The sequence below is a fragment of the uncultured Moraxella sp. genome (assembly GCF_945873075.1).
In the GTDB taxonomy this organism is placed as follows: domain Bacteria; phylum Pseudomonadota; class Gammaproteobacteria; order Pseudomonadales; family Moraxellaceae; genus Moraxella.
Genome location: NZ_CAMCBS010000001.1, coordinates 125,580 through 149,143 on the forward strand (window position 1 = coordinate 125,580; position 23,564 = coordinate 149,143).

General features: G+C 46.6%; 19 protein-coding genes. 9 read left to right on the plus strand and 10 right to left on the minus strand.

Translation table 11 applies throughout. The features are described from left to right. The first annotated feature begins 47 nt into the window (after window positions 1–47). Together clpP and clpX are read left to right on the plus strand one after the other, a co-directional pair. Window positions 48–701 carry an ATP-dependent Clp endopeptidase proteolytic subunit ClpP gene (gene clpP / locus Q0N89_RS00570; protein WP_294032873.1) on the plus strand — a complete coding sequence of 218 codons (654 nt, stop codon included), beginning with the start codon at window positions 48–50 and terminating at the stop codon, window positions 699–701. Window positions 702–713: 12 nt separating this feature from the next. After that, on the plus strand, window positions 714–2,021 hold the full coding sequence (clpX, locus tag Q0N89_RS00575) for an ATP-dependent protease ATP-binding subunit ClpX (protein WP_294032874.1): 1,308 nt from the start codon (window positions 714–716) through the stop codon (window positions 2,019–2,021). 56 nt (window positions 2,022–2,077) lie between these two features. On the opposite strand, the gene Q0N89_RS00580 is transcribed toward clpX, so the two are convergent. Next, complete coding sequence (locus Q0N89_RS00580) at window positions 2,078–2,623, minus strand: acyl-CoA thioesterase (protein WP_294032875.1); 546 nt, start codon at window positions 2,621–2,623, stop codon at window positions 2,078–2,080. 267 nt (window positions 2,624–2,890) lie between these two features. Between Q0N89_RS00580 and Q0N89_RS00585 the strand changes: the two genes are divergently transcribed. After that, window positions 2,891–4,120: an ATP-binding protein gene (locus Q0N89_RS00585; RefSeq protein ID WP_294032876.1), complete on the plus strand. Its 1,230-nt coding sequence runs from the start codon at window positions 2,891–2,893 to the stop codon at window positions 4,118–4,120. On the opposite strand, the gene Q0N89_RS00590 is transcribed toward Q0N89_RS00585, so the two are convergent. From Q0N89_RS00590 to Q0N89_RS00605, 4 genes are all read right to left on the minus strand, one after another. After that, a complete protein-coding gene (locus tag Q0N89_RS00590) occupies window positions 4,111–4,596 on the minus strand; it encodes a hypothetical protein (protein WP_294032877.1) in 486 nt (161 codons plus the stop codon). The genes Q0N89_RS00585 and Q0N89_RS00590 overlap by 10 nt on opposite strands. Before the next feature lie 111 nt (window positions 4,597–4,707). Further along, complete coding sequence (locus Q0N89_RS00595; protein ID WP_294032878.1) at window positions 4,708–5,826, minus strand: DnaJ domain-containing protein; 1,119 nt, start codon at window positions 5,824–5,826, stop codon at window positions 4,708–4,710. Window positions 5,827–5,925: 99 nt separating this feature from the next. Next, window positions 5,926–6,810 (minus strand): bifunctional DNA-formamidopyrimidine glycosylase/DNA-(apurinic or apyrimidinic site) lyase, encoded by an 885-nt coding sequence (gene mutM / locus Q0N89_RS00600; RefSeq protein ID WP_294032879.1) that lies wholly within the window; start codon window positions 6,808–6,810, stop codon window positions 5,926–5,928. Between the two features lie 77 nt (window positions 6,811–6,887). Next, entirely contained in the window at window positions 6,888–9,254 is a 2,367-nt protein-coding gene (locus Q0N89_RS00605; protein WP_294032880.1) for a bifunctional (p)ppGpp synthetase/guanosine-3',5'-bis(diphosphate) 3'-pyrophosphohydrolase, read from the minus strand. A gap of 505 nt (window positions 9,255–9,759) precedes the next feature. Here Q0N89_RS00605 and Q0N89_RS00610 point away from each other — a divergent pair. Both Q0N89_RS00610 and Q0N89_RS00615 read left to right on the plus strand, forming a co-directional pair. Next, on the plus strand, window positions 9,760–11,730 hold the full coding sequence (locus Q0N89_RS00610; protein ID WP_294032881.1) for a DEAD/DEAH box helicase: 1,971 nt from the start codon (window positions 9,760–9,762) through the stop codon (window positions 11,728–11,730). Between the two features lie 156 nt (window positions 11,731–11,886). Further along, complete coding sequence (locus tag Q0N89_RS00615; protein WP_294032882.1) at window positions 11,887–12,909, plus strand: WG repeat-containing protein; 1,023 nt, start codon at window positions 11,887–11,889, stop codon at window positions 12,907–12,909. 58 nt (window positions 12,910–12,967) lie between these two features. On the opposite strand, the gene rlmD is transcribed toward Q0N89_RS00615, so the two are convergent. Then, entirely contained in the window at window positions 12,968–14,455 is a 1,488-nt protein-coding gene (gene rlmD / locus Q0N89_RS00620) for a 23S rRNA (uracil(1939)-C(5))-methyltransferase RlmD (RefSeq protein ID WP_294032883.1), read from the minus strand. Window positions 14,456–14,627: 172 nt separating this feature from the next. Here rlmD and Q0N89_RS00625 point away from each other — a divergent pair, with 172 nt between their 5' ends. After that, on the plus strand, window positions 14,628–15,359 hold the full coding sequence (locus Q0N89_RS00625; protein WP_294032884.1) for a sulfite exporter TauE/SafE family protein: 732 nt from the start codon (window positions 14,628–14,630) through the stop codon (window positions 15,357–15,359). A 6-nt stretch (window positions 15,360–15,365) separates the two neighbouring features. Here Q0N89_RS00625 and Q0N89_RS00630 read toward each other — a convergent pair whose 3' ends face one another. Continuing rightward, on the minus strand, window positions 15,366–15,734 hold the full coding sequence (locus Q0N89_RS00630; RefSeq protein ID WP_294032885.1) for a type II toxin-antitoxin system VapC family toxin: 369 nt from the start codon (window positions 15,732–15,734) through the stop codon (window positions 15,366–15,368). Then, entirely contained in the window at window positions 15,731–15,973 is a 243-nt protein-coding gene (locus Q0N89_RS00635; RefSeq protein ID WP_294032886.1) for a hypothetical protein, read from the minus strand. Before Q0N89_RS00635 ends, Q0N89_RS00630 begins: the two co-directional genes overlap by 4 nt. 176 nt (window positions 15,974–16,149) lie before the next feature. On the opposite strand from Q0N89_RS00635, the gene Q0N89_RS00640 reads away from it, so the two are divergent. Next, complete coding sequence (locus Q0N89_RS00640; RefSeq protein WP_294032887.1) at window positions 16,150–16,428, plus strand: hypothetical protein; 279 nt, start codon at window positions 16,150–16,152, stop codon at window positions 16,426–16,428. Between the two features lie 3 nt (window positions 16,429–16,431). After that, the gene (locus Q0N89_RS00645; protein WP_294032888.1) at window positions 16,432–16,770 is read left to right on the plus strand and encodes a type II toxin-antitoxin system RelE/ParE family toxin; all 339 of its coding nucleotides are present in this window, start codon (window positions 16,432–16,434) and stop codon (window positions 16,768–16,770) included. Between the two features lie 81 nt (window positions 16,771–16,851). Here the strand turns inward: Q0N89_RS00645 and Q0N89_RS00650 are convergent, their stop codons facing one another. Continuing rightward, window positions 16,852–17,628 (minus strand): 3'-5' exonuclease, encoded by a 777-nt coding sequence (locus tag Q0N89_RS00650; RefSeq protein ID WP_294032889.1) that lies wholly within the window; start codon window positions 17,626–17,628, stop codon window positions 16,852–16,854. Between the two features lie 6 nt (window positions 17,629–17,634). Beyond that, window positions 17,635–18,558, minus strand: a complete 924-nt coding sequence (cysM, locus tag Q0N89_RS00655) for a cysteine synthase CysM (protein WP_294032890.1) — start codon at window positions 18,556–18,558, stop codon at window positions 17,635–17,637. Window positions 18,559–19,257: 699 nt separating this feature from the next. On the opposite strand from cysM, the gene Q0N89_RS00660 reads away from it, so the two are divergent. Next, complete coding sequence (locus tag Q0N89_RS00660; protein WP_294032891.1) at window positions 19,258–23,439, plus strand: ESPR-type extended signal peptide-containing protein; 4,182 nt, start codon at window positions 19,258–19,260, stop codon at window positions 23,437–23,439. Window positions 23,440–23,564 lie beyond the last annotated feature (125 nt).

Here is a 23,564-nt window from a genome sequence, read left to right on the forward strand (position 1 = left end):
TTCTCAAGTTTCTTAGTATGGATAATTAATTAAACAGCGGAATATTTATGAATATCAAGAACAATCCTTTTTATGACCAATTGGCGGATGCCTATCATGCGCCCCAAAATACGCTTGTGCCGATGGTCATCGAGCAGTCAGGTCGTGGCGAACGCTCATTTGACATTTTCTCTCGTCTATTGCGTGAGCGTGTGATTTTTTTGACCGGTCAAGTCGAAGATAACATGGCGAACCTAATCGTCGCTCAGCTACTATTCCTAGAAGCGGACAACCCCGAAAAAGACATCCATCTGTACATTAATTCACCAGGCGGTGTGGTGACAGCAGGCATGGCGATTTATGATACGATGAATTTCATCAAGCCAGATGTCTCAACCATCTGTCTAGGTCAGGCGGCATCAATGGGCTCGTTCCTGCTGTCAGCGGGCGAAAAAGGCAAACGCTATGCGCTCGCCAACTCTCGTGTGATGATTCATCAGCCGTTGGGTGGTTTTCGTGGTCAGGCATCGGACATCGAGATTCATGCCCGTGAGATTATCGAGCTCAAAGCCAAGCTAAACCGTCTATTGGCGGAGCATACTGGTCAATCTGTTGAGACGCTTGAGCGTGATACCGACCGTGATAATTTTATGAGTGCCGAGCAAGCCAAAGAATACGGGCTTGTGGATGTTGTGCTACAAAAACGCCCAAAAGCCCTATAAGAGAAGAGTGCTATGAGTAAAACCGAAGTACCAAGCTGCTCATTTTGTGGCAAGAAAAAAACCGAAGTTGAAAAGCTCATCGCAGGCACTGATGCCAACATCTGCAATGAGTGCATCGAAGTGTGCGGTGATTTATTGGGTAATCAAAAAACTAAAGACAAGCCTGCCAAAGCCAAAACCAGCAAAGCAGATAAGGCAGATAAGGCAGATGATGCCAAAGCAGACAAGCAAGATGGCTTGGAAGATTGGCTCAATAAACCACTGCCCAAGCCAAAAGAGCTACGAGCACATCTAGATGACTATGTCATCGGTCAAGATGCTGCCAAAAAAGCGCTGTCGGTGGCGGTCTATAACCACTACAAACGCCTAAAAGTCGCCCAAAATGATGCTGATGAAGCGGATGTTGAGCTTGCCAAGAGTAATATCCTATTGATTGGGCCGACAGGCTCGGGCAAGACATTGCTTGCACAGACACTTGCTAAGATGCTTGATGTGCCATTTGCGATGGCGGATGCGACGACCTTGACTGAAGCAGGCTATGTCGGCGAAGATGTCGAGAACATCGTCCAAAAGCTACTACAAGCAGCGGACTATGATGTCGAAAAAACCCAAAAAGGCATCATCTATATCGATGAGATTGATAAGATTTCCAAAAAAAGCGAAAATCCGTCCATCACTCGTGATGTCTCAGGTGAAGGCGTACAGCAAGCACTGCTCAAGCTCATCGAAGGCACGGTGGCAAATATCCCACCACAAGGCGGCCGTAAGCACCCACGCCAAGAGATGATTCAGGTGGATACCAGCAATATCTTGATGATTGTCGGTGGGGCGTTTGCAGGGCTTGATAAGGTGATTCGTCAGCGTACTGAGAAGACGGGCATTGGCTTTAATGCCGATGTCAAGGCGGCGGACGAGTCGAGCATCACGGAGCTGTTCCGTGAAGTGGAGGTTGAGGACTTGATTAAGTTTGGTCTGATTCCTGAGCTGATTGGTCGCTTGCCTGTGATTGCAAGCCTTGAAGAGCTGGACGAAGCGGCGTTGGTGCAGATTTTGACCGAGCCAAAAAACGCACTGGTCAAGCAGTATCAGTACCTGTTTAATATGGAAGGGGTGAAATTAAGCTTTGAGCCTGATGCACTGACCGCCATCGCTAAGCGTGCCATGACTCGCAAAACTGGTGCTCGTGGCCTGCGCTCGATTATCGAAAATGCCCTGATGGACACCATGTACGAGCTACCAAGCATGACCGATGTCAGCGAAGTCATCGTCACCAAAGATGTCATCGAACAAAGCGACAAGCCAACCGTCAAGAAAAAATAAGCACAATCAGCTTTGTGCATCAAAGCCCATCGATGGTTTATCGGTGGGCTTTGTTGTTATTGGGCCGGAAAGGGTCGCAGTTTATCAGCATCAATCCATGCTTGCACCCATTCATCAGGTGACATATCAAGCCCGCTTACGCCAAGTGCATCAAGTACCTGCTTGGTGTCGATGACTTTACCGCTAATCAGATTGGTCACGCCTGTGCGTAGCAGTGCGTGCGATGTCGGCACGCCTTTGGCATACATGGTCTGCTCGATGTAGAACCAACGCTCATCGATGGCGCAGATGCGAGTTTTGATGGTGATTTTATCAAATAGGCGGATGCGTTTGCGATATTGAATGGTGCTACCTGCCACGACCAGCCCCCAACGGTTGGCGATGAGTTTTTTGCCAAGTCCTGTGCGGATGGCAAAGTCGTTGCGCCCAAGGTCAAACAGCGTCAAAATCCGCCCATTGTTCATTTCAAGAAAATTATCAATGTCATTGATATTGCACACAAAGCTGACTTCGCCAGTGTCGGTGACGCCAAGCGTATCGCCTTTTAGCGTGTGATAGATGCTTTTGCCAATGCCTGTGCCAAGACGGATAAAAGGATACATAAAGTGTTCCGATGCGCTTAAAAAAAGATTTGCCCATGATAGCAGATTTTGGCGGGCTAAAGCAGGCGAATGATGACTGATGGGTTTGCAGGATTGATGTTTTTTGAAATTTAGCCAATTTAAAAAAATTTTGAAATTTATATAATTGCAGTGGACGAATAATCTCTAAAATTTAGTTTGATTTCTTATCTAATGAGAAATTGAACTAGATTTTTGCCAATGCTTACTTTACAATATAAAACTGATTGATAATGATGGATGATTGTTATGCAAGTTATAAATTATATCCCAAGGCAGATACAGCCGATGCTTGAGCGGTTGATGTTGCAATTTCCAGCGGTGATGATTACAGGAGCAAGACAGGTTGGCAAATCCACATTGCTCCAACGTACCGCCAAAGACTATCGCTATGTCACTTTGGATGATCCGTTATTGTGCGAGCAGGCAAAAAAAGAGCCAAATTTATTTTTACTCAATTATCCAAGACAGGTGATTATTGATGAAGTCCAGTATGCGCCAGAGTTATTTCGCTTGCTAAAACTTGCCATTGATCGCGAACAACAAAATGGGTTATTTTTGTTATCAGGATCGCAGGCATTTGAGTTGATGCAAAATGTCAGCGAGAGTTTGGCGGGTCGTGTGGCGGTGTTGAAGTTGCTTGGATTGTCATTGCGAGAAATTCGCCATGAGACATTCGACCAACCATTTGTGCCAACGATGGCATATTTGACAGCTCGCCAAGGTGATGGCGTTATTGAAAATTTGTGGCAGATTATTCACCAAGGCAGTATGCCCAGATTGTACCAACAGCCAACTGATTGGGAAGTGTATTACGCATCTTATGTGGCGACATATATTGAGCGAGATGTTAGGCAAATAGTGAATGTGAATAATATTGGGGATTTTGCTCGGTTTATGGTATCGGTCGCATCACGCAGTGGTGAGTTGGTGAATTATAACAATATCGCACAAGAAGCTGGCGTGTCGAATGATACTGTTAAGCGATGGTTGACAGTGCTTGAGATGTCTGGCATCGTTTATCTGCTACAGCCTTATCATCACAATCATCTCAAGCGAGCCATCAAAACACCAAAGCTATATATGCTAGATACGGGGCTAATGGCGTATTTGACCAAATGGCTGACGCCTGAAACCATCCAGCATGGCGCAAAAAATGGGCAATTTTTTGAGACTTTTGTGGTGAGTGAGATTGTTAAGTCATTTTATAATCAAGGCATACAGGCGCCGATATATTTTTATCGAGACACCAACCAAAAAGAAATTGATGTGGTGATTGAGTATCAACAGACGCTATATCCAATCGAGATTAAGACAACAGCCAATCCAACCAAAAAGATGGCAAGTAACTTTCGTGTGCTAAGAGATTATTTGCCCGCACATGAGTTGCAGGTCGCTTGTGGGGTGATTATCAGTCAATATCCCAACAAATTGTGGCTGGATGAGAATTTGGTTTCGGTGCCTGTTGGTTATTTATAATTGGCCTGCGCCTTAACTTCATCCATCCAGCAAATCCATTGATAGACATCATAATCAGGCTTGCCCGCAATAACGACAGTCCAATCGGTGGCGGTGCTTGGATTGACAGATTTGGTTGCGCCATCTAGTCGCTTGCCTTTGGCATCGTGCCAGCTGATTTCATCAAGCAAATAGCGGTCATTTGCACAATCCGTCAGCCAGTGTGTGCGGTCGATGGCGTAGCTTGTGCCAAAGTTGGTTTTTTGGAAATGTTCATGGCGTCGCTCAATCCATGCGCTGGTATAAAACCCATTACGCATGGGATGGCGAGCGATGCTGTCATAGTTGATTTTGATGTATTCAGCTGTATTGGGTTTGCCCAAAAATGTCTGATACCAAGTGTCATCATCGGCACTGGCATCTGTGTTGGCATAAGCAGATGCGCCAAGTGCTACACTTAGCATCACGCCAAGCTTCAACCAAGACAGTGTTTTCATAAACTTCTCATCACCCTATACAGATAGATGAGTGTATTATACAAATCATCTTGGTGCAGTTCAATGCGTCTTGATTGAGCCTGTGCTGATACTTGCTTAGCGATAAACCGATTAATAATACTCCGCAAGCTCCATCGCGCGAGCATCAAGCTCGGGTACTTCGCACAGATAGCGGGCGACGGTTTGGTCGTTTTTGCTGCTGTAATACTCTTTGGCATATTGCTTACAGCGGGCTTCACGTTCGGCGTTGATGGCTCGTTGCTCGGCACGCAGAGTCTCTCGGGTGTCATCAGATAGATTGTTCCAGACGCCATTGATGTTTGCCACTGATGCTTCATAGAGTGCACGAGCTTCTGATGGGCTTAGATAGTGCACAGGGTCATCACTGACATTGCTCTGTACAGGCGCAGCTTGACTGCGGATGGTCTCGGCATAGACACGCAATTCTTCGGTGCGTGCATCCATGCGTGGCACTTCACAAGCAAAACGAGCAGTTTCTTGGTCAATGGCGGCGGTATGCTGACTGGCTGCTTGGGCTTTGCAGTCGGCTTCTCGTTTGGCATTGATGGCTCGTTGCTCGGCACGCAGGGCGTTTTGGGTGGATTTGGGTAGGCTGTTCCAAACGCTATTGATACGATTGACCGCAGCCAGATATTGGGCGTGCGCTTGGTTACGTGCTGTCTGTTGCTCTTTGGTCACAGTGACCACAGGCTTTGGCGGGTCGATGGTGACGGGCGTGGTTGGCTCAAGTGGCTGTACTTCTTGTAGAGTAACAGGGTTGGTTTGCACGGTTTGGGCAGGTTGATTGATTGGCGTGACTGTGTCGTCATCATCAAATGTCCCCACCGATGACAAGAACATATATGCCAGCACAATAATGGTCAAAAGCACAAAAAACAGCCCAATCAACCAAGCGATAATCTTAGAATTGCTCGTCTTGGCAGGCGCACGATAGCTGGGCTCAGATGGCATCTGATACACTTGCACAGGTGGCGTATAAGGTGGCGCACTGGCAGGCTGTGATTGATTGACTCGTAGCCACGCATCATAATCGGCTCGCTTGGCAGGATTGCTGAGCACATCATAGGCTTGATTGACCATGCCAAGCATATGCGCCTGTGCAGGGTCATGGCGATATTTATTGATTTGGGCGTGATAGGCGGCTTGGATGATGGTGATGTCTGCGCTTTGGGCGACACCTAGGATGTCATAATAGGTTTGTGTGCTCATGATATATTGGCAAGTATTTCAAAGGATTTATTACAGATATATTACAAAAATATCCGTATTTTGTAAATGATTATCTTGCCAATCATCGCTAATTTAGTTCTAAACCAATGGCTGACAGCTGGGGCAATATACACTCGCTCGCCCACCGATTTTGGTGTTTTCAAGTAGGCTGCCACAGTGATAACAGCTTTCGCCATCTCGTCCATAGACCAGTAGCGTCTGCTGAAAATAGCCCGTCTTGCCACTACCAACGGTGAAATCTTTTAGACTTGAGCCGCCTTGGATGATGGCTTGGGCAAGGATATGTTTGATGTTGGCGACTAGCGTTTCAAGCTCATCATCATCGATTTGGCACGCTGGTGTCAAAGGATGAATATGGGATAAAAACAAACTTTCGGCAGCATAAATATTACCCACGCCAACCACCACTGCCTGATCCATGATGACTGATTTGATGGGTTTGGCGATGGCTTTTTGGCGTAGATTGTCCGTGCGATGGATGATGCGGCGTAGATAATCGACATCAAAGGCATCATCAAGTGGCTCGGGCCCAAGATGCGACAAGAACCGCTCGGCGGTATCGATTGTGCCGATATAGTCATCATTGTGCATCCACAAGATCATCCCAAAGCGTCTGGGGTCATGATAATGTAGCGTTGTCGTCATACCATCATCATCGATGAAGTCAATCAGTAGATGATCATGCTTGCGAGCATCTAGGTCTCGATGCTGTTGTAGGCTGCCTGACATCCCAAGATGAATCAGCACCGTCTTGTGCCGATGATCGATCGTGTGATAAAAATCTAAGAGCAGATATTTGGCACGGCGACGCACCGCCACAAGCCGAAAGCCGACCAAAGTGTCCAAATCAGCAGGAATGGCATGGCGTAAGGTCGGACAGCGGATGCTGACTTTGGATACGGTTTGGTTCAGTAGTGGCTCAAGGCTGGCTTTGGTGGTTTCGACTTCGGGTAATTCTGGCATGGTCTGTACTTATGATCAGTTAAGAAAACCAATGCCGTATGCTACTCGGCATTGGTCAATCAAGGGCTAAAGGGGCGTTATGCTGTGGCTCGGCGAGCGTGTAGCACCCCGGGCTGTTGCTCGATTTTATTAAGCAGGCGTGATAGATGCGAAATGCCTGCCACTTCCACATAAAACTTCATATGGCTAATCGCACCGTCGTTGCTCACTGTTTCGGCTCGGCTGATATTGACTTTTTCACGGTCAATGACATGCACCAAATCTCGCAGTAGCCCTGATGTATTTTGTGCTTCGACATGAATCACCACAGGCTGATAGCGACCAAAGCTGTCTTGCCAATGTGCATTGACCCCACGATCAGGCTCTTTTTCGATCAGTCTTAGGTATTCAGGACAGCCTTGATTGTGGATGCTGATGCCATTTGATAGCGTGACAAAGCCGGTAATCGGCTCGCCATGCACAGGGTTACAGCACTTGGCAAGGTGCATTTCGACATTATCAAAGCCATCCAAGTCAATCTTAAATTTATTGGTGCGAGCAGGTGTTTTGATGTCGATACTTGGCACATCTGGTACAGGTTCTGCGATGTGCAGTTTTTGGGCGACTAGGTTGCTGATTTGGGTGACACTCACATCACCGATGACCAGTGCGACATACAGATCGTCTTCGGATTTGACCCCAAGCTCACCAAAATAGTCGGACAGATTGACTTGATTTGGGGCGATGGATAGGCGGTCAAATTCTCTAAGCAGTAGCCCTTTGCCGGTTTCGATATTCTTATCACGGTCTTGTTTGTTGAACCATTGGCGCAGTTTGGACTTGGCACGATTGGTATGGATATAGCCAAGCGATGCCATCAGCCAATCACGATTCGGCTCACGGCTGGATTTGGTGATAATCTCAATCTGATCGCCTGTCTTGGGCTGATGGGTGAGCGGTACATAGCGGCCATTGACCCGAGCGCCTTGGGCACGGTTGCCGACTTCGGTATGCACATAGTAGGCAAAGTCAAGCACCGTCGCCCCTTTGGGTAGCTCAGTGATATCACCATCACGGCTAAAGACATAAATCCGCTCAGCATTATCGACATCGAGCTCAATCTCATCTTCGCCATCTGGGATGTCTTGACCGAGTAGCTGACGCAGTGAGCTGATTTTTTGGGTGAGATAATCGTCTTTTTTGGCTTTTAGACCTTCTTTATAATTGACATGAGACGCTTTGCCAAGCTCGGCTTCAAAGTGCATATCAAAGGTACGAATCTGCACTTCAAGCGTACGATTCTCAGCAATCACCGCGGTATGCAGTGACTTGTAGCCATTGGGCTTGGGATTGGTGATATAGTCGTCAAACTGCTCAGGAATGTGTCGCCACAGTCCATGCACCAGACCTAGCGTATAATAGCACTCGGCATTGGTATTGACCATCACTCTGAGGGCTCGGATGTCATAGAGCTGATCAAAGGATAAATTCTTTGATTTCATCTTGCGCCAAATCGAATAGATGTGCTTGACACGCCCAGACACTTCGCCTTGGATACCTGCTTTTTCAAGCTCGGCGCTGAGTTTGGCTTTGACAAGTTCGATATAGGCTTCACGCTCGCTACGCTTTTCGGCAAGTAGTGAGGCGATTTTTTTGTATTCATCAGGGGCAAGATAGCGAAATGCTAAGTCTTCAAGCTCCCATTTGAGCTGTGCAATCGATAAGCGATGCGCAAGTGGTGCATAGATGGTCATCACTTCACGAGCCACTCGCTTTTGGCGATCAGGCGGTGAAAATGACAGCTCACGCATGGCAAAGGTACGCTCAGCAAGCTTAATCAGCACCGCACGCACATCATTGGTGGTGCTGATGAGCATACTGTAGATGTTGGATAATTGATCTCGCTGATTGCTCTCAAAATAATCTTCAAGTCGCTTGTTGCTCTCGATACTCTCAGACAGCTTACCCATCGCAAGCGTATCAGTGACCAGCTGTGCGATGTCATCGCCGAAGTTCTTTTTGATGGTATCGATACTGACAAGCTCACGGCGAGCGGTGCGATACAGCATGGCAGCGGCTAGGGCGTTCTCATCTTGGAATAGATACGCCAAAATATCCGCCATGCCGATACCAGTGATATACGCACCTGAACGGGTAACATGGGGTTTATTGACTTGGATTTGGACGAATTGGCAGGCTTTGCGCAAAATAGGCAAATCATCCTTGCCGATACGAGCGGCGACTTTGGCAATCCATGCTTCGATGTCGATGTCAGAGACATTTAAGTCGCTTGGATTGGTGGTGCTGTTGGTATGGTCAAGGGCGCTGACCAGCTTGTGATTGGCAAGCTGTGCCTTAAAATCAGGATGAAGCTGTTTGGCGACCAAACTTGCCGCCAGTGTCGCACTGTCCATGCTGCTACTGTTACCACCCAACAGGGGCAGGCTGTCACGAATCTGTACCACGGTTGTATCCTTGTCCAAACCAATTTCGTTTTATTATCTTAGTATTATGGCACTTTGGCGTGTAATTTTAAAGGCAAAATCGATAAATTTTATGCCAAAAAGTCATGACGCATTATTTTTATAAAATAAATCAAGTAATTTTATCCAAACCATGTTATAATCTCATCTTTCGTGAATAATTCACACACGCTTTTGATGACATCGCACCGATTTTGATGGGTAAGTTTGACTTGACCCATGTGATGATATGATTTCTTGCTAAGCTGTGGTCTTGCCACCTGCTTTGTCTATTTTATCTTTATTAGTCCTAACTGTCGCGATGATTTTGGCTTGTTTTTTATTGTGCTTTTTTGCACCACGACAAGCAGTTGAGCGACAATACGCCACCCAAATCCAAAATGCAATTTTGTAGCAAGCCTAAAGCATCTGCTGAAGTTGGCTTGTCGGTTTTTTTGACCAAAAAAATTGGCTCATCGTGGGGGCATGACTAATACAAGGTTTTTTTATGACTAATCAATTACACACCGCAAGCACCGCCCAAGCAGACGAGCAGGCAGGCGAGTTCGTGCTACAATTTTCGGACTTAGGTCTGCACAAAGGCATCATCAAGGCACTGACCAAAAGTGGCTACACCACGCCAACGCCCATCCAAGCCCAAGCCATTCCCCATGCGCTAAACGGCCGTGATTTATTATTATCTGCCCAGACAGGCAGCGGCAAGACAGCGGCGTTCGTGCTACCTGTGCTTGATAAGATGAGCCGCTTGCCCAAGCTTGAAAAGCATATTCATGCGCTGATTTTGACCCCGACTCGTGAGCTTGCCTTGCAGGTGCATGACAGCGTGCGTCGCTATGGCGATGGGATGCGTGGGATGTTTAGCGTGCCGTTGGTCGGCGGTGCGCCGTATGGCGGGCAGCTGCGTGCACTGCGTAAGGGCGTGCAAGTGGTGATTGCTACCCCGGGCCGTTTGATTGACCATATGCGTGAAGGGCGTGTGGATTTGTCAGGGCTTGATATGCTGATTTTGGACGAAGCTGACCGTATGCTGGATATGGGCTTTGCCGATGATATCAAAGAAATCCTAGAAAACACCCCAAGCACTCGCCAAACGGTGATGTCATCTGCCACTTGGGATGGTGCGGTGGGCAAGATTGCTGAGAGCTTTACCACCAATCCTGAGCGAGTCTCGATTAAGGTTGAGTCAGCGCACATCGATGAGAGCGTGTATTTTTGTGATGATTTTAATCACAAAAACAAAATCCTGCTTGAAGTGCTGAACAATCCAGAAATCAAACAAGCCGTTATCTTTACCGCCACCAAGCTATCTACCGAAAAGCTTGCCGACACCCTAAACGAAGTCGGCTACAAGGCACGCTATCTGCATGGCGATTTGCCACAGGGCAAGCGTAACCGCATCGTCAGCGACATGAAAGCAGGCAAGTGCGACCTACTCATCGCCACCGATGTCGCCGCTCGTGGTATCGATATCTCTGCCATCAGCCATGTGGTGAACTATGATTTGCCCCGTCAAGTCGAAGACTATGTGCATCGTATCGGTCGCTGTGGCCGTGCTGGACGTACAGGCGTGGCGGTGAATCTGTGTAGCCTAGATGACAACAAACAGCTTGCCAATATCAACCGCTACCTTAAGCGTGATATGGCGATTGCCACCATCGAAGGGCTAGAGCCACGCCGAAATTTTGGTATCATCGATGAGCCACGCCGTAAAGGCAAAGGCGGTCGCAATCGTCGCCGTGATGATCGTGATGGCGCTCGCCAAGAGCGTGGCGGATTCGGTCGCAAATCTCGTTTTGACAGTCGTTCGGATCGCTTTGAGTCTCGTGGTGAGCGCTTTGATGATGCCAAGCGTTTTGAGTCTCGTGAGCGTTTTGAGCGTGGTGCTGAGCGTGGTGATCGCAGTTTTGATAAGCCAAGATTTGACAGCCGTGAGCGTTTTGATGGTCGTGGCGAGTATCGTCATGAGCGTCGTGATGACTATCGTGGCGAGCGTAATCATGAACGCAGTCATCGCCGAAACTTCGATCAGCCGAAGTCTGAGCGTTTTAATCGCGAAGAGCGTTTTGAGCATCGTGAGCGTGGCGATCGTGGTGAGCGTAGCTTTGATAAGCCATACAAAAATCGTGACAGCTACTATCGTGCCGATGGCGATCGCTTTGAGCGTTCAGAGCGTAATGAGCGTGGTTTTGAGCATCGTGGCGAGCGTCGTTTTGATAAGGGCTTTGATAAAGGCTTTGATGCGCCGAAATTTGACCGCAATGACCGTTTTGAGCGTGGTGCACGAGCTGATCGCCGTGAGAAGTTTGGCAAAGACAAGCCAAGCTTTGATAAAGGGGCAAAAGCAGGCGCTAAGTCATTCAAAGACCGTCCACAAAAAAGCCATCGCCCAAAAGCAGTCGAAGAAGTCTTTTTTGCCAAACGCCAAGCCAAAAAAGCTCGCAAATTTGGCGATGCTTAAGTGTCAAATAGTACTATATCAGTGCTAATTAGATGACAAAAACCCAAGAAATTGATTTTTCTTGGGTTTTGTTTTGGGCGGTGAATAAAAAAACAATTGCATATCAATGGGGTTTAGCTATGCTATAATTTGCAGTAGTAGATTTGGGAAGGTATCATGAGAATACGACAATTCACCACAGTGCTTATATTGTTTGTTGCCATGCTTGGCGGCAACAGTTATGCCGAATCAAAGCCATCATCCAATCAACCTGACGCACCAGATGCGCCACAAGAACCGTCGTACTCACCATCGCAGGCATCTTGGATGGTATTGTATGATGATGTTGTAGCGTCTCAAGGGAAATATATTGTAAAGAAAAGCGGGCGATTTGGCGTGCTTGATCAATCAGGTAAAGTGGTTGTTCCTGTTCGACACAATGAACTGTATGACCTAATGCGATATGAGCAGGTACAAGAAGGTGGTACGGCTTATCTTGCCAAATTGGATGATCAGTACGGTATCTATGATGGAAAAGGGCGTATCATACTGCCATTTGAATATGATAAGCATGGCAAGTTTAACAAGGGTGCATTGCCATTATCCAAAGGTGGTAAATGGGGCGTAATCCAGTTTGTAACCGATGCTGATGGCAAGCCAAATTTTAATCAGTCTTATCGGGTATTGGTGGATTTTACTTTGGATTATGATTATTTGCACAGTTTTTCCAATGGTCTGGCAATGGTGCGTAAAGGGGGTCTCTTTGGTTATATTGACCAAAATGGTAAAGAAGTCATCTCGCCATCTTATGATCGAGCATTGCCATTTTATCCGGTATCATTTGCAATCAAAGACAATCAAAACTCGAAACTGAGCAATCAGCCAGTTGCATTTGTCGGCATCCAGTCTGACGAACAGATGCGCTATGGGGTGATAGATGTCACAGGCAAAGCCGTGATTCCGATTGAATTTGATGCGATACATTCCCACATCGGAGATTATGTTATCGTCGTATCAAAGGGTGGTAAATTTGGTGCATTTGGTCGTGGTGGCGATGTAATATTGCCTATTCAATATGATAATATTTTTATGCATCATTGTTTGTTTATTGAGTCCAAACGGGATGATGGACAGCCACGCCAATGCCAAGTACTTGTGACTAAAGACGGTGTAAAAGATACGGTCGGCATCGAATATTAAAAAACCGCCATCATTCCAAAGCGTGATTATACTTTGGAATGATGGTGGCTGTATCTGATTAAACCTTCTCAAATCGAGCGATGCTCTCGACATGACCGGTATGGCTAAACATATCCATCACGCCCGCATGGGTCAAGCGATAGCCAGCGTCGATGAGCGCTTTGGTATCACGGGCAAGCGTGGCAGGATTGCATGAGACATAGACGATGCGTTTGGCGTTGAATTTTGGCAAATATGCCATCACTTCCCACGCGCCAGAGCGTGGCGGATCGATGAGTAGCGCATCAAACTGATGCTCGCCTGTCGCCCACGGCTTATCCGAAAAATCCTGCGTCAAATCTTGGGCATAAAACTCGGTGTGATGTATGCCATTGGCAATCGCATTCATCTTGGCGCGCTCGGTCATCTCGGTTGAGCCTTCGACACCGACGACAAAACCTGTCTCGCCGACTTTGCGAGCAAGCGCTAAGCTAAAATTCCCTAAGCCACAGAATAGATCCAGCACTCGTTCACCTGCTTGTAAGTCTAGTAGCTCGCACGCCAAATCCATCATCTTGCGGTTCACCGATAGGTTCACCTGCGTGAAATCCAGTGGCGAGAATTCATAAGTCAACTCAAAATTTGGCAAATGATAAAACAGTCCGCCCGTCGGTGGTACGGTCAATGAGCTGTCTCGTGCACCATCGGTATCAATGCGATGCACGGTGTCTGAGCCTTTGGGCTGTAAGAACAGTTGCCAGTTACGCTCGGCAAAAAATGCTTGTAGCTTGGCGATATCATCATCGCTTAGAGCAACCATGTGGCGTACGATGATGGCGACCGATTTGGCACTGTCAGGGACATGGTCAAGCGTCTCACCCATCGCCACTTCTAGCTGTGGAATATGATCACGAGCATCAAGCGTGGTGATGAGTGCTTTTAGGTTGTCAATCTCAAAGCCGATGCGTGAATCTAGGATATGGCATTCGTGCAGTTCGGACAAGAAATTACTGCCACGCTCACGAAAGCCGACCAGCGCCGAGTCTTTTTTGGCGACATAGCGCACACCCATACGAGCTTTAGTGCGATAGCCCAAGCGATCGCCAACCAGTGGCGGCAGCCAGTTATCCGGCTGTACACCTGCTTGATGCTCAAGCAGCTCTGAGAGCACCGATTGCTTGAAGGCGATTTGACCATCGGCATCCCAATGCTGAAGGCTACAGCCACCACAGACGGTAAAATGCGGACACGGCGGCGTCTGACGCTGTGGATGGGGATTGCTAACGACAGCTTTGGCATCGCCTTCTTCAAAGGTTTTTTTGCTACTGGTGACCTTGACCGAGACGGTTTCGTTTGGCAAAGCAAAGCTGACAAAGATTTTTTTGCCAGTTTTATCAGGATTGTGCGCATCATTATCAGCTTCATAGACCGCCACACCACGCCCATCGTGGGAGAGATTGGTGATGGTAAAATCAATCGGTGGAGCATCTGCCAAGCGTTTGCGAGCTCTTGCGGTGGGCTTGCCTTTTTTGCTTGGGCTTTTGATTAAAGAATGTTGTGCGGTCATGAGCTGCCTGTCTTATCAATGCTAATAAATGCTAAAAATAGATAGATGGGTAAACGGATTATTATAGCACAGTTTACAATCCGCTTTTTGATGATTTTATGCCCAATCTATCCGCAGTTTTGGTAGATTTTGGGTATAATGTCACCATCAGATGCGTGCATTGGGTGTGGTTATGATTGCGATAAATGAGCTAGTATTGGCACTGGTCAATCTGCTGACATCGATTATCTCAGGGATTGCCGGTATGGGCGGTGGGGTGATTTTGGTGGGATTGTTGCCACTGTTTTTGCCTGCGACCGCCATCGTGCCTGTACACGCCACAGCACAGCTAGCGAGTAATGCCAGTCGAGCGTGGTTTGGGCGTGCGCAGATGGATTGGCGTTATATCCTGCCTTATGTGATTGGTGCGGTGGGTGGTGCGGCGGTGTTTTGGCTGCTTGTACGGGTGATTAGCCTTGAGTGGGTGCCGCTGTTTATTGCGGTGTATATTTTGCTGACACAGTGGATAAAGCCTGTTAATCAATGGCTTAAAAACCGTGAAAATTTCTACTTGATTGGCTTTATCCAAGTGGGTATCGGGATGTTTGTGGGTAGCCCAGGGCCGCTACATATGCCACTATTGACCAAAAAATACGACGATACGCACACGGTGGTGACAGTCGCATCAGCGATGATGACCTTTTTTCATGTGTTCAAGCTCGTCGCTTATTTGGCGCTCGGCTTTGTGTTTATGGATTATTGGCAGTTGATTGTGCTGATGAGTATCTCGGCGATTATAGGCTCATGGCTTGGGGTGCGTCTGCGTCATCGTATGCCGATGATATGGCTCAAAGGGGCGATGCCGTGGATTTTGACAGTGATTGCTTTGCAGGTGATGATAAAATTTGTACTTGAGCGGGTTTGAGTTGGTTTATTCGTCAATAGGATTGATAAGTGTGATTGGCAGATGTTCAAAGTCTTTGCTATTTCTGCTTGCAAGTGGCAATTGGTGACAAATCGCTGTCGCACCGATGATAGCATCAGGTAGTTTGATTTTCTTTTCACGGCGTAACTCTGCACTTTTTAAGATAATTTCACGACTGATATCAAGCCATGTAAATTGTTCTTGTAGCATTTTTTCGGTCATTGCTAGAGCTTGTGCATTTGGTGCAAAGGAAAGTACTTCGGCAACAGTAATCATGCAGATGCACATATGGCCACGATGCTCCTGCAAAAACCGAGTGGCTTGAGCGACACCATTTAAATGATAGATGATGACATTACTATCAACTAAAATCATTTTTCCCACTCTCTATCCCATTCACTGCGTAACTTGCGTTCATACGCCAAGCCATCAATAGAATCATTTTGCCATAGCCCAAAAGTCGCCATCAGGCTATCGCTGTCGGTGGTGTCGTGGTTTTGGACTAATTCACCGATAATCTGACCGTGATTGGCGAATTGGATTGTTTCGCCTTGCTGAATTTGTAAAATTTGTTCTTGGATAATGGGTGGCAGGGTGCTGATTTCGATTAACATGGCATTTTCCTTATTGGCTGTTATTATTAGCTTTATTCTACTGGGATTTTTGATAAATTGCAAAGATGCTTTGGTGTCAAAATAGCTGTCAAATCCCTGCAATGGCTTGTCTTATCATGCCAATTCCACTACAATAAGAACAAATTAGAAAACTTTCCAATCTCAAGGACATCACCATGCTTGCCAGTATCAGTGCCAAAATCCAACCCGAACTCAAAGACAGGCTAGATGCCATCTTAAAGCAAGAAAAAACCACCGCCAACCACTTTATCAATGAAGTCATCGAAAAAGCCATCATCGCCAAAGAGCAAGAATATCAAGCCGATCGGCGAGCTGATGAAATCTTGGCACAGCGGATGGATGCGTATTATGCCAATCAAGCATCGATGATGGATTGGACGAGTGCCAAGCAGGATTTGCGAGCGTTTGTTGCTGATTTGCATTCGGTGAAGTGATTGATGGGCTTTCAAATCACGGTTTTGTCATCGGCTTGGGATGATCTCAAATCCCTGCTTGAGTTTTATCACAAGGTATCAGGCGATCAGGTTTTGATTGATCGTATGGCTGATTATGTGGTGCAGAGTATTGAGACTTTGCAGACTTTTCCAGAGCGTCATGTGGTGGCGTTTTATCGGCATGAGTCGCCTGTTTATAAGATGACGCTGTCAAAATTCCCCATCTTGATTTATTATTTTATCGATCATCGCTATCATACTGTGGTGGTGGCGCAGATTCGCCATGCTAAGGAAAATCCACAGACGGCTCGCCGACTTTTTGGGGTGGATGAGATCAATTAAAAAAACCGTTCATGCTTTGGTTATGATGAGCATGAACGGTTTTGTCATGTTAATCTATGTTAATCTAGGAAAGGGTATCACCTACCGCACCCACGCATCCAAGAAATTCTGGTGGCGATTCCTGCCGTCACTATCACTCAGACTCTCCACAAAGCCATAAGTGGCATCGATCAGCCCATCAGCGGCAGGCGTGTCCATTTTGCCAGTCAATATCAGCCATCTCAGATAAATCAGCCAAGTGTTCAGCACATCTGACTCGCAGTAGGTGGTGAGCTTTTGCCAGTCGCCTGCTTGTACCATCGGCACGACTTGCGAGCCGTCGATATCACCTTTGCCAGCGAATCCACACAGGCTTGCGATGGTGTCGAGCTTTTGGCGTTGATAGCCGTTGTACAAGGACATCTTGTCCATCAAATCAATATGCATCTCGCCATAGCGATACAGATAATCAGGCTTGTGAGCAGAATTAAACAGTGCAGGGGCGGACAGCCTGTGGTGCATGGCTCGGTACATGATGACAGGGATGTCAAAGCCTGCACCGTTCCAGCTGACAAGGACAGGCTTTTTGTCAAAGGCACGCAAAAAAGTCGCCAAAATCTGATCTTCGCTCATCGTCTCAAGTGATAGCGATTTGAGACGAAAACTCACCCCATCAAACCACAAAAACGACAGGCACGCCACCTTGTGCAAGGGCAGACGCATAAAATCCGTGCCTGCTTCAGCCTGACGCAGTGCGGTCAAGGCAGACAGTGCATCGGCATCATCCAAGTCCTTGAGTGTCGGATACAGACGGCGACCTGTCTCAACATCAGGGATGGTCTCAATGTCAAAGACCAGTATCGGTGATTGGCTATTCATATCGGCTTACTCTGACTCTGATGGTGCATCGACGACACCAAACAGTCCTGTGGATAGATAGCGATCACCACGATCGCACACGATAAAGGCAATCACGGCATCAGGATTGTCTTTGGCGATCTGATGTGCTGCCCATGCTGCACCGCCTGATGATACACCGCAGAAGATGCCTTCTTCGCGAGCCAGCTTACGCATATAGCGTTCGGCATCGGCTTGGCTGACATCCATGATGGTATCGACCAATGACGCATCAAAAATCCCCGGCAGGTACTCAGCAGGCCAACGGCGAATCCCTGCGATGCTTGAAGCGTCATCTGGCTGTAGTCCGATGACTTGGATGGCAGGGTTTTGTTCTTTGAGATATTGGCTCACGCCCATGATGGTGCCTGTGGTGCCCATGCTGCTGACAAAGTGTGTAATCTTACCATCGGTTTGCTCCCACAGCTCAGGGCCTGTGGTTAGGTAGTGGGCTTGCTTGTTGTCAGCGTTGTTAAACTGATCGAGCACGATGCCCTTGCCTTCAGCTTGCATCTGTAGTGCCAGATCTCGTGCTGCTTCCATACCGTCAGCGACTTCGATCAGTGTCGCACCATAGGCGGTCATTGCATCTTTACGCTCTTGGGTGGAGTTGGCAGGCATCAGCAGTGTCATCTGATAGCCACGCATGGCAGCGACCATCGCTAGGGCAATGCCTGTATTGCCGCTGGTGGCTTCGATGAGCGTATCGCCTGGTTTGATATCGCCACGCTGTTCGGCTTGATAGATCATATTAAAGGCAGGGCGATCCTTGACCGAGCCTGCTGGGTTATTGCCTTCTAGCTTGGCAAGCAGTGTCGCGCCTGTGTTCTTGCCAAGTGTGGATAGCTTGACCAGTGGCGTATTGCCCACGCAGTCAGATAGCGTGGTGGTATGATGGATAAAGTCTGTCATGGGTTTTTTCCTGTCGATATAATGGCAGATTATAGCATATTCATGGTAGAAAAAGGCAGATTGTCTCAGTAGCCATCATCCAAAAGCATATCAGCGTAAAAAACGGTCGTATTGTCATACAGATGTCATATTCTCATATTTTGATACATTATTTTTAGTAGATTTTGATTAATATTCCCAATGATTGTATTTGATAAAATATATCATGCAGATTACGCATCATTTCACCAAAAAAAATCCACCCAGCACCACACCGCCCAATCTTACTTATATTCATCAAAACTTGCCAAAAATCAATCATTTGTAAACAAGTACGAACTTATAATGACATCACGGTTACACAGATACAGCATATTTATTATGTTTGAATTGAGTGAATTTTAATCAAATCTCAGCAGTAAAACAGGCTTAGATTAAGTTGATTTTATGTAAATTATGTAACTTTATGTAAAATTTTGGCAATAAAAAATTGAACAAAATTTATACAAATATATCATAATTTATTGATATAAAACATAATAATAAAATATTAAAAATATATGTTATGTCGTACCAATTTTATACTTTCCGCAGGGGGGGGGTGTGGTAATAATAAATTGTAATGCTATAATGAAGACATTACACTAGCGATATTTTAAGCCATGCATCGTTAGTTTGGGACGCTTGGGGGTTACACGGTAGTAAGCATATTAAGCTGATATGTCACTATCATCACCGAGCAGTAATATCACCTTTATTGATAGAAGTGAATTTATGAACAAAGCTTTTAAAGTTATCTGGAACCACGCAACTCAAACTTGGGTGGCGGCATCTGAAGTCGCTCGTGCCAAAGGCAAGACCAAATCAGTAAAAACCGCCAAAACAGCATTGGCAGCAGCTGTAACATCTGTTGTAATTGGCGGTGTTGCTCAGGCGGCTAGCAGTTATAGTGATGGTTTTACTGTGGGTTCTTATACAGGCACTCGAGATACCTACCCAACAGTAACCCCAAATAGTCCCGTTAATGACGCTACAGGTGATAAAACAGGCTATGGTGACTATTTTGTAATTAGTGCGATTGCAAGACCTAATGCTAATGGATCACCGAATAGCACGGGTTTTGTTGCAGTGGGGGCTGCTTCTATTGCAAATATGAACCAAGGTACAGCACTTGGCTATGGTGCTAAAGCGTACGATATTCAAACAACGGCTATCGGTGCCAATGCTACCGCTTCTGGTCGTACTTCAATTTCAATTGGTCAAAACAGTATTGCAAATGGAAGTAGTGCTATTTCACTAGGTAATAATGTTGTTTCAAGTGGCTTAGGTTCAACTTCTGTTGGTACACTGAGTTCTGCCACTGCTAATCGAGCAACCGCTCTTGGTTCTTGGGCGGGTGCTGACGGTAATTTTTCTACCGTATTGGGCGTGTACTCAAACTCTACTGAATCAGCAACAAATGCAACAACTCTAGGTTCGTATAACAAGGTAGAAGCAGTAAATTCTATTGCGATTGGTACGCAATCAAGCATTCAAGCTACTGCAGCAAATTCTACTACAATTGGTTTGAATAATACTGTATCGGGTGAAGGCACTATTGCCTTAGGTAATAATATCACTGCAACTGCTGCAAATAATGTCATCCTAGGTCAAAATAGCTCAGAAGAGTCAGTGACTACAACTAAAGGTACTGCAAATCAAATTACCAGTGCAACAGTAGCTAATGTAACCTATGGTGGTTTTGCAGGTACAGCTACAGGTATTGTTTCTGTCGGTGCAAAAGGTGCTGAGCGTCAAATTATTAATGTTGCCCCAGGTGAAATTTCTGCAACTTCTACCGACGCGATTAATGGTTCACAGCTATATCTAGTTACAAAAGGTACACTGGATCAGTTCCCAGTGATCTATACCGATGCTGATGGTAATAAGCTAATCAAAGCACCAGATGGCAATTTCTACCCTGCAGATAATGTTTTGATCGATGGTAAATACTACCCACCAGGTACAACACCAGAGCAGGTAGCGGCAGGCACTGCAACCCCTGCAACGCCAGTTGATGCAGGCGATGTGATCGCTTCGATGAATGATGGTGATAATGTTGCAGATTCACCAAAAACTTTGGCAAATGTCAAAGGTAACTTGACACCGACTTATAATGTGGGTGACATGACAATCGATGCAACAACTGGAGTACCTAGTGATGTTGCATCAACGGAATACACCAAGTCACAAACAGGTCCAACAGCCGAAGAAGCTGCGAAGATGTATAACAATGCAGCGACTGTGGGCGATGTCCTAAATGCTGGTTGGAACCTACAAGGCAATGATGAAGCGGTTGATTTCGTCAAGCCATACGACACAGTGAACTTCAAAAATGGTGAAGGTACGACAGCTGTCGTCGGCTCAGACGGTAATGTCAGCACCATCCAGTATAATGTGAATGTCGATGGCAAAACCACGCAAATCACCTATGTCAATGCGAAAGGTGATCAAGTAACCAAAGTTGGTGATAAGTTCTACAATCCATCTGATGTAAATGCAGATGGTACACCAAAAGCAGGTGCAGTACCTGTTGAAAATGTGACCAGCCAAATCTCTGCGATTGGCCCGAAAGTCAATGGCGAAAATGTCACTGGCCCAATTAGCCTAATCGATGGTGATACCACGACCGTAACACCAACAGCAGGCGGCATCAAGGTAGAAGTAAAAACTGGTGACATCACCAATAATCCTAACGGTACCGTCACTGGTCCTGTTACTCCTGCATTAACTGATGCCTTAAAAGCAGCTGAAGATGCGCTAGCAGCGCTACCTGCAGATGCGACTGAAGCGCAGAAAAAAGCTGCACAAAATGCTGTAGATGCGGCACAAGCTGCGATCACAAACGCAGGTAATGCAGTTGCTACAGCTCAAAATGTCGCTGATATGATCAATGCATCAGGTTGGAGAACCAACTCAACCACAGCAACGGTTAAAGCTGAAGAAACCCTAGTCAATCCAGGCGATCAGGTGAACTTCGAAGCTGGCAAGAATATGGTTGTCACTCAAGAGATCAATGCGACTACAGGCGTGATTTCTTATACCTATGCAACCAAAGATGATCTTGTGCTGAATAGCACAACCATCGGTGGTTCTTATACGAATGAAGCAGGCGATGTTATCACTACTAGCCCTATCACCATCATGACCACGCCTGAAGGTAAGAATGTGATCACTAACTTGACCACAACACTGCCACCAACCACAAGCTTCAACATCACTAAAGATGCAGGCGAAGTAGTAACTGCACCAAACAAAGCAGCGCCAATTACTGCACAAGAAGCGCAGAATATTGCCAACACTTCAGGCAGTAATGCAGCGACTCTAGGTGATGTCCTAAATGCTGGTTGGAACCTAAAAGTCAATGATGAAGCTGTGGACTTTGTTAAGCCATACGACACCGTTGCTTTTGTCAACGGTACTGGTACAACTGCTCGTATTGATTACACCAACGGCACTCAAAGCAATGTTACCTTTGATATCAATGTCGATGACAAGACCATCACCATCGGAGAAGATGGCAAGCTAACCGCCATCACACCTGCGCCAGTGATTATCACCAAAGAAGGTCCGATCAACCTTGAGAATACCAATACGACAAGAATCGAAGTCAATCAAACCACAGGTAATGTCTCGGTAAATGTCAATACGGGTACATCAAAAGTTGATGAAAATGGTAAAGCTGTACCAAATACAACGGTGGATGCAGGTCGTGTAGCAACCATCGGTGACATCACAACCACCATCAACAATACTGGCTGGAACATCCTAAATCATGCAGGCGAGCGAGTGGATCTTGTCAATCCTGCCGATAATGTGCAGTTCAAGCAAGGTACAGGCACTCAAGTCACGGTCACTTCAGAAGATGGCAAGACGAGCATTGTGACTTATTCAGCCAAGATTGACGGCACGACGATCAAGGCAGATGCCAATGGCACACTATATGCAGATATGCCTGCACCGACCATCATCACCAAAGATGGCACGCTGAACTTTGAAAACACTGAAACAGCAACCATCGTCACCAACCCAACGGGCAATATTTCAGTCAAGGTTGAGACAGGTGTTGCATCAGTGAGTGATGGCGCTGCAAAAGATGCAGATGGCAAAACAGTACCAGCAGGCAAGGCAATCGCTGATGCGAATAATGCCAATAAAGTCGCAACTGTGGGTAATATCGTCGATGTAATCAATAATTCGGGCTTTGGTCTATTGGCAAATGGCACGAATGCAAGCACGGTCAATCCAGGCGACACAGTTGATCTGAAAAACACAGATGGTAATGTTGTCATCACTAAAGCTGCTGATAGTAATGATGTTGAGTTTAATTTAGCAAAAAATATTACCATTGGGCAGTCAGTCACAGCACCAACAGTCAATGTCGGTGGTGATGCAGGCAACACAGCTCTAACTACAGTCGCAGGTGGCAACTACAACAGCACAGGTCAGAAGATCGATGATACTGCTGTACCAGCCCTAAGCGTAGGCGGCAACCAAATCACCAATGTCGCAAATGGTGCGATCAGCCCATCATCGACTGATGCGATCAATGGTAGCCAGCTGTATGCCGTACAGAACAACTTCAATCAGCAAATCGGCGCTGTCAATAATCGTATCGATGACCTAGACTCGAACCGTAAGGCTGGCTCGGCATCAGCGATGGCAGCAGCGGGCTTGCCACAGGCATACCGCGAAGGTCAGTCAGGCTTCGTAGCGGCTGTCGGTCAGTACGAAGGTGAAACTGGTGTGGCAGTAGGCTTCACATCGATCTCGGATAATGGTAAGTGGCTATTCCGTGGTTCATACGCAACCAACAGCCAAAACGAGAATGCAGGTAACCTAGGTATCGGCTACTTCTGGTAATCTACATCCCAACAAACTACCTTGCCAGTGGCAGGGTAGTTTCCCAATTTAATTTTGAGTTTAAGGACCCACTATGAAAACCCTTTACAAAGCCCTAGCAGTATCAGCCCTAGCCGCTGCCATGA